Raw genomic sequence first — 14,889 nt, forward strand, 5'->3', positions numbered from 1 at the left:
ACTCGATGTATCCACAGCGCTGACTTGTAGAGATTGATTAGGATTTACGCCAATAGAATGCCCCAAATTCTAGAATCTATTTCTTAAAATCACTGATTAATTCGCTTGCAAGATTAAGGTTGCAAACCGCTCATCGGCTCGTAGCCCATCAAAGTCTGAGTTGGTTTTAGCAATTTCTCGATATTCTTGAGGACTGAGTTCTACAGCGCGTTGCAAACTAGCAAGTGCCAAATCATACTCTTCTTGAAGCGCATAGCAACACGCCTGATTATAAAACGTATTGGGGCTGTTGGGCTTTAAAGCCAGGGCTTTATTGTAGCTGGCGATCGCAGCTTCTAGATAACCAAGATGATAGAGGGCGTTACCACGATTTGTCCAAGCTTCCTCAAAATCAGGCTTAAACTCTACCGCTTTGTTATAGGATGCAACAACACTTTTTAGATTACCCAGTTGCTTCAGCGCAAGCGCCCGATTGTACCATGCCCAGTAGTAGTCAGGCTTAAATTCAATGGCGCGATCGTAGCTGTTAATGGCTTCGTCGTAGCGTTCTAAGTTGCGTAGGGCAATTCCCCGGTTATACCAAGCCCAGCAGTAATTGGGGCGATACTTTAGGGCTTGATCGTAGCTAGCGATCGCCGCTTCATATTGGTGCAAATCATCCAAGGCACTCCCGCGATTATTCCAGGCTTCCGAAAACCCAGGTTCATATTCGAGTGCCCGGTCATAGCTAGTAATGGCAGCGTGATATTGCCCTAAACGGTAAAGAGCATTTCCCCGGTTATACCAAGCATCGGAATAATCAGGCTGTCGCATTAGAACTGCATCATAGCTAGCGATCGCAGAACTATAATCATTCTGTTTATTTAGATGCAGTCCTTTCTGAAAAAAGAAAATGACTTCTATTTCTTGAACGTCTGTCATGGTCTTTGCCGTCAATGTGAAGAGTAATCAATGTGGTATCTCTAAAGTGCCCTAACCCGCCGACCAGATAAACAGCAAATATACAGAAGACTGGATGCCCCTCTAGGATTTACTCAGTAAACTTCTGTATATCTAACTATGAAGTTCTAGCTGGTGCAGCTTCAACTAAGTTCAGCTAACAAGGCTTTTAGACATTTCTGGCGCTCTATCGCTTGGAGAGACTAGGATGTAGACTGCTTCGCGCAGGACGGGCAGTCGTGGCAAATATTTCAGGAAAGTCGCACGATACGCTTGGCTAACTATGGAATATATTGACGGATCAGACGATTCTCAATGTGAGGCGCACTGTATAAATCGAAGATCGATTGAATATGGGTAACTGCTTCACCTGAACTTGTTCCATATCAATCAGCGGGTATTGATTCATCCTCTTTGAGTTAAACAATCGATGTCGATTCGAGTTTTCAAAGGTTAGTTGAGTGGATGTTTGCTGAGTAATATTCATTGGATGAATTGCGTGAGTAAACGATTAAGTTCACCCGATTGGAACGTGCGATCGCTGGGTCGTCGATTTTGCTGCTCTGGCTCTAGATAGAGATAATCGCATTGAGCCGTTGTCAATTGAGTATGCCCATTCATCGACCAGTTAAAGATGCAAGCACCCGTGAGCAATGCCAGGGAAAAATCAGTATTTTGCACCCTAGCTCGACTAAAATCGGCATTTGTTAAGTCGGCTTTTCTAAACGAGGTGCCAGGATGGCTTTGAATCGCCTGCACCACCCAGTTGAAAATGCGGAAGGTGAGGAGCGCGAAAATGACCATAAGCAATAACAGAAAGAATCCCTGGGTAGCGCCGCCACCCCCAAAGCTAGAGAGACTCACACCCATAAGCCCAACGGTCAAAGCAACCATCACGGCAAAGAAAGTGGCGATCGCCCCAATGCTAAAGAAAGTTGCCACGGCGGGAAACAGAACGGTAATACTATCTCGCAGGAAGAGATTAGCGATTAAAGCCAGAAACGGCAGCATTCTCCAAAAGAAGTTGGTCACTTGAGTGGGCAGATTGCGAAACAAAATATCGGACACTTGAACGGCGATCGCGCTGAAACCAACTAACGCGATTGGACCGACTATCGCAGTAATGATCAGACTATTATGCTGACGAAGGCTTTGACCCATTTGGCAATCCTCAAAGGTTGCCCCAATCAAACTGGCTTTACTAAAATCGCACCCCCGTAAATCGGAGCCACTAAAATCTGCACCTGCCAGATCTTGCCCTTTAAAAGAGGAATTTTCTAAGTTTTGATTTGCATAGTTCCGATTCGTCATGGTGGGTTAAATTTATTACGGACTGACTACATAGGGCGAGATGATTGGATCTGCTTTTCCGGCATTGACGAGAGCTTGATACACGATCGCGGATACTTCTGCCCTAGTTGCATCACGGTTGGGATTAAGTTGAGCCAACGTTGGATAATTCACTACTACCTGACGCTGGGTTGCTGCCGCGACGTAGCCCTTTGCCCAAAAGGGAATGCCACTCGCATCTTGATATCGCGTGAGTAGGCTAGGGCTACCATTGCCGTAGTTCAACCCACTGGCGAGAGCAACCAAGACTTGAACTCTGGGAATCGGCTGATCGGGTCTAAAATCACCCTCTGGGTAGCCGCTCATAAATCCCCCTTGCACCGCAGTTTGGATGAATGGATAGCCCCAAAAGGCGGCGTTTACGTCTTTGAATTCTATGGGCGATCGCCGGGGTGCGGGCGCAAATGCCCGACTAATAATCGCCGCATACTGCACTCGTGTGACCCGATCATTCGGCAAAAAAACACCGCCCGGAAAGCCGCTGATCACATTTCGCTTAGCGAGGGCTTCAATATATGCCTGTGCCCAGTTGCCTTGAATATCCGAAAAGGGCGATCCACTGGAACCCACATTCGTCGAGCCAGTAAAATCAACGAGTCCCGCAATCTTTTTGATATCGAGTGTGTTGCCGTAGGAAGTCACTGTCTCAGGCGTGCCGTTGTTGATATCATATTGCCTATTGTCACGGAAGACATTATTGCCGGGATTAGCCGCCGTGCCCAAGTCGGGTTTTGCCCGCGCCGTCAGCACAATCCCATCCCGTTGATTGTTAGCAATGAGGTTGCTCCGCAGCACTGGACGCGCCCCGCCATTGATATACAGCCCATCCACGTTTTGAGTAATTTGATTGCGGGTAATGACGGGCTGGGCATTTTCGCTCAGGGTTAACCCAAAACCAGTGTTTTGAAACACGTTGCTTTCGATTTGTCCTTTGGCGTTGTTGGCGATCGCCATCCCATTGCCACCGTTCAGCGTAAAGATGTTGTTGGTGATGATCGGATTTGCCGTGCCCGTGACAAAAATTCCTTCCCGATTGTTTTGGGTGAAGGTGCAGTTTTCAATGATGGGATTGGCGGACTCTATCCAAATGCCCGTGCCGCGAGTCACTTTGTTGGTCACGGTTACGCCCCGAACTTGGCTCGTCTTGCCGATCCACACGGTCATATTTTGTCCGGCAAAGGTGGGGCTAATCCGATAGCCACTACCTGTAATAATCGTGGTTTGCCCCCGCGACACTTCGTCACCCTGCAAAATCACGCCTTCAGGAATCACGAGCGGGAAGGTTTCTCCCGTTTGCTGGCTATAGGTGCCTGGTGCCAGTTTAACCGTGGTTCCCGATTTTGCCCGTTGCAATGCGGCGGCGATCGTTCGGAGTGGACGTGCCAAACTGCCGTCTGCCCCATCCTGCCCGATGCTGGAATCAACGTAGAGAATCGCAGCACTCAGCGGCGTTTGGGCTAGCGTTTGAACGGGGGAACCCACTGGGACTTGTGCGATCGCCCGATGACTAAGGCTGCACAGTAAAAAAATGGATGGCAGAGCTAGATGTTTGGGGTAGCGAAGAAAAGGCGTGGGTCGATTCATGGAGTTCGCAGAGTGTAAGAATGGCGTGTCAAGGGATGGGCGATCTCAGAGAATTTTCACCGCTCCACTGAAGCACTTTAAAGGGATTGCTCAAATTTCATTGGGTTTATGACGATTCTTAACTGACCAGTCATTCCCCTTTAAATTCCTCAAAAAAATTACTTCAGAACCGGGATGTGATTTGTTAGGGTGGATAGGCAACTTAGCAGATTGAGTTGCCGTCTACATTGATAAGTTAGGTTCTGGGGTTTCGTTATGCCATTTTCCATGTCTTCGCTCTATCGCACAATGGGAGTGGCGATCGCCAGTTCCTTTCTTTTGATGCATACCCCGGCTGCTGAAGCGGCGGATAAAGTGGTGGTGCGCTACGGCATTTTGCGTCAGTCACTTTCAGTCGCAGAACTCGTAAATTTTGCTGAAAAAGGCGAAATGTCTAGAAAGGTAGAACGCTACTTAAATATGAGTAAAAGCGATCCGGCGGAGATTCGGCAAGTTTTGACCAAGCCAATTGATATTAGCAGCGGCACCGTTAGCACGGCGTTGAATAATCCCTTGGGCGATCGCATGTTGGATGAACTGGGTCGGATGATTCAGACCCCAGAGAATGAGGGTAAGGGCAACCGGGATGCATTGCGAACTGCGATGATTCAATCCACTGCCAAAGATAATCAAGTTTCGATTTTAGAAATCATCCAGAACTATCCCGCTGATGAAATTCATCTGGATGCTAAACGTATCATCAAAACTTACAACACCCTGGCAAAGTATCAAAAACCCCTTGAAGGAATATTGAACAACCTAGGACCCGTTCGCGAACTTTTGCAGAAGCAGGGCATTAACCTCCCGGATTTTCTCAAATGAAACCGAACAAAATATCTTTAGGGGCAGGTTTTGCAGTTGAGATTTGCTGGCAGAATCATTAAATACCAGGTAAACCTGCTCCTACTCGCGCGATAGCGCTTCGCGCGACGAGGTCGTTCGCTGCAAAAAGGGGACTTCTACTAATTCCCCCTGACTCGTGCCAATCTGCACGTTTAAGCCAGCGCCGCCTGCTTTTGTGCGAATGTAGCCTAATCCAAATACGCCTTGGGCAGTCTCCGTCAAGCTGGTGAGGATGCCGATTTTTTCGTCGTTCACAGTGATCACGGTGCCGGGAGCCGCCGCTGCATCCAATCGAATTCCCCAAATCTGCTGCTTCACGCCTTTATAGGTATCCAACCGGGCGATCGTTTCCTGCCCAATGTAGCAGCCTTTATTGATAGAAATTGCCTGCCACAGACTGGCTTCTACAACGTTGTAGTCTTCGGTTAATTCAAAATCGGGCATGGGGCGACCCTGTTCAATCCGCAGTTGCTCCCAAGCGCGATCGCCTATGGGTACGGCTCCTGCCTGGGCGATCGCGTCCCACACTGCCGCTGCATGATCCCGATCAACCATCAGGTTATAGCCCTCCACCCCCAATCCATTCCCGACCGCCACCCGAACTGGATGATTGGCGATCTCTACTAGGCAATGATTACCATAAGGCTGAGTTTTCATAGCATCCACACCCAGTTTTTCTAGTAGTGCCGAACTCTCAAGCCCGATTAGGCTAAACAGCGCCGTTTCCGCAGTCAGGTCTTTTAGTTCCACCTTATCGCCAAAGAAAATATAGCGATCGAGCCATTGCATGAGTTGGTCGCGGCGATTGGGCGAAACGATGACTATCACTGCATCTTCCAGCACATAGGCAGTGGCTAAATCAATCGTCCGGGCGGTAGGAGTGACAAACACTGTGTCGCAACCTTGACCGGGCTGTAAGATTTTTAGATCATTAGTGCTTTGGTTGTGTAGAAAGGTTTTCCGGTCTGCGCCGCTGAGTTGCAGTCTGCCCCAATGGGTGCGATCGCACAGGACTACACTACTTCGGGCTGCCGCGATCGCCTCTACATCATTGCCAAAATCAATCGGTGCAATAGAGCTTTCCTCAAATCGGGCACCCTGCTGTTGTTGAACCGCTCGCAAACTCTGAATCATGACCGTTATGCAATCCGCTAATAGGGTTCAAGCTTATCGTGATTTACCCACTGCCGACATTGCATACCCCTATCTCTAACGATTAAGGATTAGATCAACAGAAACATCAACATTGGGAAAGGCGAGAGGCTGAATGGTGCCGCCAGTGAGAATGGTTTCTGAGAGGTATTCACCGTTTTGCGGGTCACGAAATACGACAAGCTGCATTGCTTTCAGGTTTATCACCCAATATTCAGAAATACCAACTTCTGCATCAGCAATTCCAAATTCAAAAATTTAAGAGGAATCAGTGATAGGAGAGGGGTCTGCATCGGAGAGCATAAAGTCAATTAGATGCTGCCAACTATTGAATAGCAAATACTTAGTCAGGCTGAGGATGTCTTGAAAGAAACCCTTGCGAGTGCCCCGTTGGTGGCGAATTTTCTGATAAGACGTGTCCACTAGATGAAGCACTGTATGGAACAGGAAAGCCAGGAGATTGAGCGTGAGCAAAAAGTTGGCTAAATGCTGTTGCCCATGCCCAAAGTTGTGTTCGAGATGGTACCCCTTGGTTTTGAGGACATTGTGATTTTCGTTTTCGGTCTTCCACCGACTTCTACCAGCAGCGACCACTGAGGCAACGGTGGTATGACCCAAGCGATGGTGGGTGATGAAGGCATTGTGGTAGAGCACCTGAGCGTCGTGTTCCCGGGTAACGACCAGTTCGCACCAATTGACCAGCAAGGCGGGTTGAGTGTCCCGAATCGGCACGAGATTGGCATAGCGGTAGTGATAAATCGCTGGAGTGCGCTGGTGGCATTGCCGGATTTCTAGGGTCTCGAGCGCCCCCAAAACCTCAAGCACGTGCAAGCGCTCGTACAGGGCAGGGTGAGAGTCGGGTAGAGCGGTAAAAATGAAGTTTATGCCAAGCTCTATACACTGCTGAACCATCGGTTGACGACTATAGAGGTCATCCCCAAGCAGCGTTATTGGGTGTTGGGCAAATTGCCCCGCATGGGTCTGCATCCAGCGTTTAGCCGCCACCACTTCGCAGTCTTGTTTCACAGACCCATCTTGCGGACTGATAAATTCGGGGACTAAGGCAATCACCTGCGACTGACCAGGAGCGACAATCACGGGTAGAATCGCGCTATGAAAATAGGTCACACGCCCATTTTTATGCGTTCGAGTTGAACACTGCTGACACTGAATTTTCTGCGAACTGAAATATTGCGTCCCGTCTAAGGTGACTAACAAATGCCCTCCCAAGCAGTGGTATGCCTGCAAGTATCCCCCTTGCCTCAAACCTCGATACACCTGCTCAAACACACCCGTTAGGACAGGTGCAGCCAGGTGATCCAAAATATTGCGGATTTGCGGTGTACTCGGAATTTGAGCTAACCCAAACAATGTTTGAGCGTTATCCTTGCCCTGCCGACTCTGCATTTGCCGTTGGTGCTCCAGGAAAGACTCGCACTGCATGAAAAACACGCTAAACGCTGCCAAGATTGCGTCACTCACGCTGTAGCGGGTGCCGTTACTCGCTTGCCTTGGGTCTTCAATCCGACTGATGGCTTGATGCAGATAGCCTAACAACACCCCAAAACTTAAAGGCAATGATTCCATCACCGTGCTCCCACGAGGTGTTTCCTTATCCTCCAGTCTGATTCAGCGAGTTGTCAAAGTTTTGAATTTGGAATTGCTGCTTCTGCATAGACTTTGCTCTTTACTGTCAGATCATTATCCAAGCTAGAGTTGGCATATTCGATTAACCAAAAAATGTTTTCAGGATAGGGATGATGCGATCGATATTCCCGCCCTAGTCGCTGCACGATCGCTAAATCAGGTTCCGCCTCTGAATCGTTAGGCAGCGTCACTGGATGATTTTGTCGAACAGATGCTTGCTGATTTAACAACTCTGTTAGATATTCACCAGCCTCATGGCAAGAATATGCATGAGGCTCTCCTTCCGATGCCATTTCTACAATGTCTCCTTTTAATAATTCCACCCGGCGATCGTCTAGAATGCCGGTCTCAGCCAAACGATGGTATTCGTCGAGCGTCCATTTGGCGGGGTTAGGGTCATGTCGGATTTCCCTCCTGAAATTGATTCAGCTTAGAGGGGTCGAGCCAATATGTTTATGTTAATTGATTGCCCTTGCTAAACCGCGAACTGACAAGTCAGCGCCAGCGATCGCTCCTTCACAGTCCATTTCAATTAGGATCAAGGGTATCCAACTAAAGCGGATAACGACAAGTTAGATAAATTGTGAATTTTTGGGAAAGTTGAGCAGCGTTTCTTCAAAGACAAAATATCCTAATAGCGATCGCTTCCATTTGATCAGAATAATCACTAGCAGGGTACGGCATTGATCTCAGGTTTGTCTGAACTCTCCAAATTTCCCCTCTATGCTTTCACTATTGCTATCTGGATCACTGCTCGCTCTTAGTCCGCCGCCCCCGGTAGAGGCAGTGCCGCCATTTCCTACAGCCGCGATCGCCCCTCAAATTGCCCCGCTAGGTCAGGTGCCCGATCTCCCCAACCCTGATCTGGCTGCTAGGACAGAGGAATTTGAGATAGAGAATGACATCGAACAGCTTACGTCTGTGTCTCAGCTAACCGATGTGCGACCGACGGATTGGGCATTTCAGGCATTGCAATCCTTAGTCGAGCGCTATGGCTGCATTGTCGGCTATCCTGACAAAACCTTTCGTGGCAACCGGGCACTTACTCGGTATGAGTTTGCTGCCGGGTTGAATACTTGCCTAGACAAGATCCAAGAGTTGTTAGCAGCGGCAACAGGCGATCGCGTTACCCAAGCAGACCTAGACACGATTAAGCGACTGCAAGAAGACTTTGCCGCTGAACTTGCCCCACTCAGAGGTCGAGTAGAGGCGTTAGACATCCGCACGGCGCAGCTAGAGAAACAGCAATTTTCCACCACCGCAGTGCTACGCGGACAGGCGGTGTTTGGCTTGGCAACTGCCGCAGGTGGCGACCCACCGGGACAGGGCGAAACCAACACGGTGTTCACGAACCTGTTGCAGTTGCAGTTAACGTCTTCCTTCACAGGGCGCGATTTATTACGGATTGGCTTTGCCTCTGCCAACTTTGGTAACGAGGGATTTTCGGGGTTTGAATCGCTCAACACCTACATGGCGCTGCTGTCCTATCAGGCAGATTTGAATAGCCGCTTTGAGCTAAGTTCTCTAGACTACCGCTTTGCCGTCAGCGATCGCCTAGTGCTAACCGTGCAACCCGTTGGATTCAGCCTCCATAGCGTGCTCAGCCCCAACAGTTCCTACCTCGATAGCGGCACCGGCGCAGTATCCCGCTTTGCCGCACTCAACCCGGTCTTGCGAATTGGCAATCTAGATGCGGGGGTTGGGTTTGACTGGTTAATCTCCGATCGCTGGCGGTTGCAAGGTGCCTATGGCGCACGGACTGCCAATAGTCCAGAACAGGGAATATTGGGTTCTGGACATCAAGCGTTTGGCTTGCAGTTTCTCCATCGCCCTAACCGCAACGTGACGTTAGGATTTGCCTATGTCAATTCCTTTTCCCTGGATGGACGACTAGACACTTTCACGGGCAGTGCCAACGCCGACCTTTCTGGTGGCTTCGATGAACCCGCGAAGATTCATGCTTTGGCGGCTTCCTTGCGCTGGCGGTTGTCTCCCCAGGTAACGCTGGGCTTTTGGGGGGGTGCCGTGTTGACGGATGGCACGTTTGGCAAAGTGTTCCAAGCTGTTTTCGATCGCGACATCGATCTAAAAGATTTTGGCGCGGTTACCCTGTCCACCACTTACCTGCTTTCCCTGGGTGTCGATGACCCCTTTGGACGCAAAGGCGATCAACTGGCTATCATGATTGGGCAACCTCCCAAGCTTCAAGCGGGGGTATTGATCGAGCGAGTGGATGAAGGTAACTCGTTTCACTTTGAGAGCTTTTACCGATTCCGTCTGACGGATCAAATCGCCATCAGTCCGGGTTTCTTCTACGTCACCAATCCAGGACAAATCAACCGCAACAACGATATTTTCATCGGTACGGTTCGTGCCACATTCAACTTTTAATCCCCCCCCTGAAGCCGTTATGCTGTCTATCCTGAAATTCTGCATTCCTCTCCGCCTAGTTTGTCTAAGTCTCATTAGTTTGGGGGGAATAGGGATGACATTGCCCGTTCACGCTCAACAGATTCGGCAGGCAACCCTTGTTGAAATTCTGGATAGCGATCAGGTTTTTATTGAAAATCGTAAAGCTCGTGTGAATCAGGTGGCAAATTTGGGCGAACAGGTGCGAACCCAACAGGCACGAGCAGGGCTACGCTTTAACGTGGGGGCAGGCATTCGGCTAGGGCGTAACTCATCGGTGGTGGTGGGTGGCGGTTGTATTCGGCTTAACCGAGGTAAGGTTTTGGTGGCGGGGGCAACGGCAGGCAATCGCGGCTGTTTGAAATCGGTGGTGGCGGCAACGCGAGGCACGGTTTACATTATGGAACTGGAGGATAGCGGACAGGGACGGATCACGGTTTTGGAAGGCGCGATCGCGGTCTCTAACCCAGAGCGTCCTGATGTTCAACAGATTGCGCTGTCAGCCGGACAAGCTGTGAACACCGCGATTAGCGGCGATGTTGGCGCTGCGTTTCAAGTCCCTCAAGATCAATTAAATAAATTGGCGACACCATTGCTAGAGGGATTTCAACAAATTTTGCCGAGTTTGGAGAAGATCCAGATTTCACGGCGAGATCGAGGCTTTGCTAGCACCTTTTTGCAAGAAGCGATCAGTGGCGGGGATAGTTTCAATCGAGATTTTGATCCCCAAAAAGGTGGAGCATCAATCGATTTTGCGGGTGATCCTGTTTTCGGCACGTTTGTTCGTACCAGTGAAACTAGCGGATTTTTCAACCCTACCGGAACAACTTTTCAGATTCCGATCTCAGTCAACTTTGATAATCGTACTGTTGAGATCGGGGGCTTTAGCGGCGTTACCAGTTCTTTAGGCTTAAGCGGCAAAAATGCTACTGGGACTGTTATTCTCAATACCGTTCAAACGTTGACGATTCCTGGAAGTTCGACGACACAAACGGGACGAGCAGTGCGGATTGAGGTGTTTGATGTAGGGTTTGAAGAACCTAAATCGGGTCAGATCTATCAAGGCAGTTTGTCGATTGGGCGGATTCGCGATCGCTAATTAATGCTTGCTGACCTGAGGCTTATGGCTCTAAATAGTTGCGGATGTCTTCTGCCACCTGCTGATACAACGTCCTGTCATCTCCCTTTAACCCAATGATGCCAAATAGCCGCAGGGGTTCATCTCGTCCCCGGAGTTGATGTTCGCCCAAGTCAATCCCGTCTACGTCATCTGCCACCAGTTGATAGACCGCTTCAGTCACCACGATGTCGGTGCCCAGTTGTTTGGTTAATCCTTCGACTCGGCTGGCAACGTTCACCGTATCGCCGATCACGCCATACTCGCGCCGTTCTAGCGCCCCTAAATCTCCTGCGATTACAGTGCCATAGCTGATGCCAATACCGTTAAAAAAGGGGACGAGTCCTTCTCTGTGAAACTGCGATCGCAGATCTGCTAGGGCACGCCGCATCCCCAATGCCGCCCGAATCGCATTTAAGGCATCCTGCTGGTCTCCTTGGGGCACCGGAAAGCCAAACTCTGCCATGACCGCATCGCCGATAAATTTATCAACGGTGCCGCCTTCCTGCAAAATCACGCCTACCATGACGTTGAAATAGCGGTTCAGTTGGGCGATTAACTGTTCCGGCGGTAGTTTATAAGACAGGCTGGTAAAACCGCGAATATCAGCAAATAAGACTGCCGCTTTCAGGGTTTTTCCCGCAGACATCGCTTCCGGTCGTCTCAAGATTTCTCGAACAATGGGTGCGGCGATATATCGCTCTAGAGTTCGGCGTAAGCGCAACGTTTCAAGGCGATCGCTGACAAACCCGACCGTGAAGGTTGAAAAAGCACTCAACACCATGACGATGAAGGGCACAGCAGTGGGTAAAATCCAATAGCCGTAGGTGAATGCTAGGTATGAAACCCCGACCCAGGCGATCGCCAACCCACAGCCCACCAGTAATTGCCAAACTGGGCGTTGAGCCAGTCGCAGCAAGATTACCCCCAAGCCAGCCGCCAAGCCAGCCACCAGCCCTGCTCCTGCCCAAGGATTGGGAAACACTTCCGCGATCGCCCGTCCTTCTAGGAGGGTCGCGATCGCGTTGGCGTGAAGTTCCACGCCCGGTAAGCGATCGTCAAACGGGGTGCGAAACAAATCCTGGTCAGACACGTTTCCGGTGGTGCCAATTAACACAATCTTGTTTTGAAACGTCTGGTTTTGACGAAACACCTGCTGCCAGTCGGGAGCCAACAATTGCCAAAACGGGATGTGTGGAATCGTATGAGTGTCACCATAAAAATAGATGCGATCGCCTTTAGGCTTGGGATAAGTCAATTTAGCCGATTGCAGCGCTGCCTCCGCAAATGAAGGCACACTTTCCAGATTTAATGGATCAAGCACCTGCTGTTGATAGGCGCTACCGAACCGACGCACTAATCCATCCGCTTCGGGCTTCAAAAAGTTTACTAATCCTAGCTGAACCGAAGGAGCGAGGAGCGCTGGGGTCGGCTGAATAAAATCCAATGTCCCTTGCATGGCATCTGTATAGGAAGCGGCTAACGTGACTTTTCCTGGATACCGCAAGAGCGACTGACGAAATAGATCGTCGTCCGCCGCTCCAAACCGACTGGGGGAATCAAATAGTAAATCAACTGACACCGATCGCGCCCCTGCCTGCATCAAATAAGCGATCGCCTGAGCGTATGACTCACGCCGCCAAGGAAACCCACCGCTCAATAAGCGCACAACCTGCTGATTTTTGGCATCATCTCCATAGGTTTGGGCAGCCGACAACGAGGCATCATCGATCGCCACAATTACAACCTGCGGCGGCGGTGATACGGTTCCTCTCAGTTCAAAAAACAGGGTTTGAACCTGCTGCTCCCATCGTTGCGTCCGGTTCCACTCAAATCCTGTTGCCAAAACACCCAGTAATCCCGATCCTCCTATCATCATGAGACTGAGGCTGAAGTTGCGAAATCGGGCAGTTGACCCCGTAGCTAATGACCCCGCAGCTAATGGGTTAGAACGGCGCGATTCCCGTAGCGATCGCTTCACGAATCGAAGTATAAACAATGCTGGCACCTATTTTTAAGGAGCAGAGAATTCGGACTTCCAGTTTACGCCAGAACAGAAAGTGACTTCAAAGCGATCCCCCGGCAAAGTATTGTCATGATTTCAAGATGACTTGACCTCAAAGTGACTTAGCTAATTTGTGATAGCCAACAGCAATGCTATGATTTCGGAGAAAATCAATTGATTGAAAAGGGCTTGGTATTCTATGGCTCAAGCGTCCGTTTCTCCAGTAGTGCTGGTCATTTTAGATGGCTGGGGATATCGTGAAGATGTGGATGGTAATGCTGTAGTCGCCGCCAAAACTCCCGTAATCGACAGTCTTTGGGCTGCCTATCCGCACACAACCATTCGCACGGCTGGCAAAGATGTTGGCTTGCCCGATGGTCAGATGGGCAATTCTGAAGTAGGGCATCTGAATATCGGGGCGGGGCGGGTTGTGCCTCAAGAACTGGTGCGAATCTCTGATGCGGTGGAAGATGGCACCCTGCTGAGCAATCCAGCGTTAGTTAAGCTATGTCAAACCGTCAAGCAAAATAATGGCAAGCTGCACTTAATGGGTCTTTGCTCGGATGGAGGGGTGCATTCTCATCTGTCTCACTTGTTTGGCTTGCTAGAGATGGCAAAAGATCAGATGCTCACAGATGTTTGCATTCATGTAGTGACCGATGGGCGCGACACATTGCCCGATTCTGGCAAGACCTATGTGCAGCAAATTGTGGACTATATCGATACCGCAGGGGTTGGGCAAATCGTGACCCTGAGCGGTCGGTATTATGCAATGGATCGAGATCATCGCTGGGATCGGGTGGAAAAAGCCTATCGCGTTATGACTCAAGATGGTCAGGGAGATGGGCGATCGGTGCTAGACGTGATGCAGGCTTCCTATGATGCCGATATTAATGATGAGTTTATTTTGCCGACGCGGATTGCACCGGGAGCAATTCAGCCAGGAGATGGGGTCGTGTTCTATAACTTCCGCCCCGATCGCGCTCGTCAACTCACTCAAGCCTTGGTTGATCCCAAGTTTCAGGGTTTTGAGCGGGAATTCATCCAGTCGCTTGCCTTTGCCACTTTTACCCAATATGATTCCCATTTTCCGGTGCTAGTTGCTTTTGAGCCGCAAAATCTGAATAATATTTTGGGTCAGGTCGTTTCTCAGCATGGATTACGCCAGTTCCGCGCGGCTGAAACCGAAAAATATGCTCATGTCACTTACTTTTTTAATGGCGGCATTGAAGACCCGTTTGCTGGAGAAGACCGGGAAATGGTGCCCAGTCCACCAGTGGCAACCTACGATCGCGCTCCTGGAATGTCTGCGGCAGCGTTAACAGATGTGGCGATCGCGGCGATTGAAAAGCAGATCTACTCAATGGTCGTGCTGAATTACGCCAACCCTGACATGGTGGGACATACGGGTAAAATGGATGCCACCATTGACGCACTGCAAGTCGTCGATCGCTGTTTAGGTCGCTTACTGGAAAGCATCATTCGCGTCGGTGGAACCACCATCATCATTGCCGACCACGGAAATGCTGAGGTGATGTGGGATGAAAACGGTAATCCTTGGACTGCCCATACCACCAACCCGGTGCCCTTTATTTTAGTCGAAGGGGAAGGGCGGAAAATTCCCGGACATGGCACCGATGTTACCCTGCGTGAGGATGGTCGCCTCTCAGATATTGCTCCCACCATTCTGGAGATTTTGAAACTGCCTCAGCCTCCTGAAATGACTGGGCGATCGATGTTCTTACCGCTTGAGTTTGGGCTAACTCCCAGCCGATCGCCCGTCAAATTGGTGCGCTAATATCTG

At 49.9% G+C, this 14,889-nt stretch carries 12 protein-coding genes and 1 pseudogene; 5 read left to right on the forward strand and 8 right to left on the reverse strand.

What is annotated here, in order from left to right; translation table 11 throughout:
• Window positions 1-96: 96 nt before the first annotated feature.
• From AC1S5B_RS23345 to AC1S5B_RS23355, 3 genes are all read right to left on the reverse strand, one after another.
• Window positions 97-921: a tetratricopeptide repeat protein gene (locus tag AC1S5B_RS23345; RefSeq protein ID WP_482038063.1), complete on the reverse strand. Its 825-nt coding sequence runs from the start codon at window positions 919-921 to the stop codon at window positions 97-99.
• Between the two features lie 501 nt (window positions 922-1,422).
• Window positions 1,423-2,250 carry a pentapeptide repeat-containing protein gene (locus tag AC1S5B_RS23350; RefSeq protein ID WP_482038064.1) on the reverse strand — a complete coding sequence of 276 codons (828 nt, stop codon included), beginning with the start codon at window positions 2,248-2,250 and terminating at the stop codon, window positions 1,423-1,425.
• A gap of 15 nt (window positions 2,251-2,265) precedes the next feature.
• Window positions 2,266-3,873 (reverse strand): DUF1565 domain-containing protein, encoded by a 1,608-nt coding sequence (locus AC1S5B_RS23355; protein WP_482038065.1) that lies wholly within the window; start codon window positions 3,871-3,873, stop codon window positions 2,266-2,268.
• Window positions 3,874-4,128: 255 nt separating this feature from the next.
• Here AC1S5B_RS23355 and AC1S5B_RS23360 point away from each other — a divergent pair, with 255 nt between their 5' ends.
• Window positions 4,129-4,734: an alpha/beta hydrolase gene (locus tag AC1S5B_RS23360; protein WP_482038066.1), complete on the forward strand. Its 606-nt coding sequence runs from the start codon at window positions 4,129-4,131 to the stop codon at window positions 4,732-4,734.
• 81 nt (window positions 4,735-4,815) lie between these two features.
• Here AC1S5B_RS23360 and ygfZ read toward each other — a convergent pair whose 3' ends face one another.
• The 4 genes and pseudogenes from ygfZ to AC1S5B_RS23380 all read right to left on the reverse strand — a co-directional run bounded on the left by ygfZ (window position 4,816) and on the right by AC1S5B_RS23380 (window position 7,979).
• Window positions 4,816-5,889 (reverse strand): CAF17-like 4Fe-4S cluster assembly/insertion protein YgfZ, encoded by a 1,074-nt coding sequence (ygfZ, locus tag AC1S5B_RS23365; RefSeq protein WP_482038067.1) that lies wholly within the window; start codon window positions 5,887-5,889, stop codon window positions 4,816-4,818.
• A gap of 75 nt (window positions 5,890-5,964) precedes the next feature.
• Window positions 5,965-6,165 carry a Uma2 family endonuclease gene (locus AC1S5B_RS23370; RefSeq protein ID WP_482038421.1) on the reverse strand — a complete coding sequence of 67 codons (201 nt, stop codon included), beginning with the start codon at window positions 6,163-6,165 and terminating at the stop codon, window positions 5,965-5,967.
• 84 nt (window positions 6,166-6,249) lie between these two features.
• Window positions 6,250-7,464: pseudogene (locus tag AC1S5B_RS23375) on the reverse strand (ISNCY family transposase); the annotation flags it as partial.
• A gap of 83 nt (window positions 7,465-7,547) precedes the next feature.
• Window positions 7,548-7,979 carry a Uma2 family endonuclease gene (locus tag AC1S5B_RS23380; RefSeq protein WP_482038422.1) on the reverse strand — a complete coding sequence of 144 codons (432 nt, stop codon included), beginning with the start codon at window positions 7,977-7,979 and terminating at the stop codon, window positions 7,548-7,550.
• A 298-nt stretch (window positions 7,980-8,277) separates the two neighbouring features.
• On the opposite strand from AC1S5B_RS23380, the gene AC1S5B_RS23385 reads away from it, so the two are divergent.
• A complete protein-coding gene (locus AC1S5B_RS23385; RefSeq protein WP_482038068.1) occupies window positions 8,278-9,945 on the forward strand; it encodes an iron uptake porin in 1,668 nt (555 codons plus the stop codon).
• A 94-nt stretch (window positions 9,946-10,039) separates the two neighbouring features.
• Entirely contained in the window at window positions 10,040-11,062 is a 1,023-nt protein-coding gene (locus AC1S5B_RS23390; RefSeq protein WP_482038069.1) for a FecR family protein, read from the forward strand.
• A gap of 22 nt (window positions 11,063-11,084) precedes the next feature.
• Here the strand turns inward: AC1S5B_RS23390 and AC1S5B_RS23395 are convergent, their stop codons facing one another.
• Window positions 11,085-12,959, reverse strand: a complete 1,875-nt coding sequence (locus AC1S5B_RS23395) for a CHASE2 domain-containing protein (protein WP_482038070.1) — start codon at window positions 12,957-12,959, stop codon at window positions 11,085-11,087.
• Between AC1S5B_RS23395 and AC1S5B_RS23400 the strand changes: the two genes are divergently transcribed.
• Together AC1S5B_RS23400 and gpmI are read left to right on the forward strand one after the other, a co-directional pair.
• Entirely contained in the window at window positions 12,958-13,098 is a 141-nt protein-coding gene (locus AC1S5B_RS23400) for a hypothetical protein (protein ID WP_482038071.1), read from the forward strand. The two genes, AC1S5B_RS23395 and AC1S5B_RS23400, sit on opposite strands and share 2 nt — an antisense overlap.
• Window positions 13,099-13,284: 186 nt before the next feature.
• Complete coding sequence (gpmI, locus tag AC1S5B_RS23405) at window positions 13,285-14,883, forward strand: 2,3-bisphosphoglycerate-independent phosphoglycerate mutase (protein WP_482038072.1); 1,599 nt, start codon at window positions 13,285-13,287, stop codon at window positions 14,881-14,883.
• The last annotated feature ends 6 nt before the right edge of the window (window positions 14,884-14,889 follow it).

This window comes from Leptolyngbya sp. CALU 1928, from assembly GCF_056784215.1.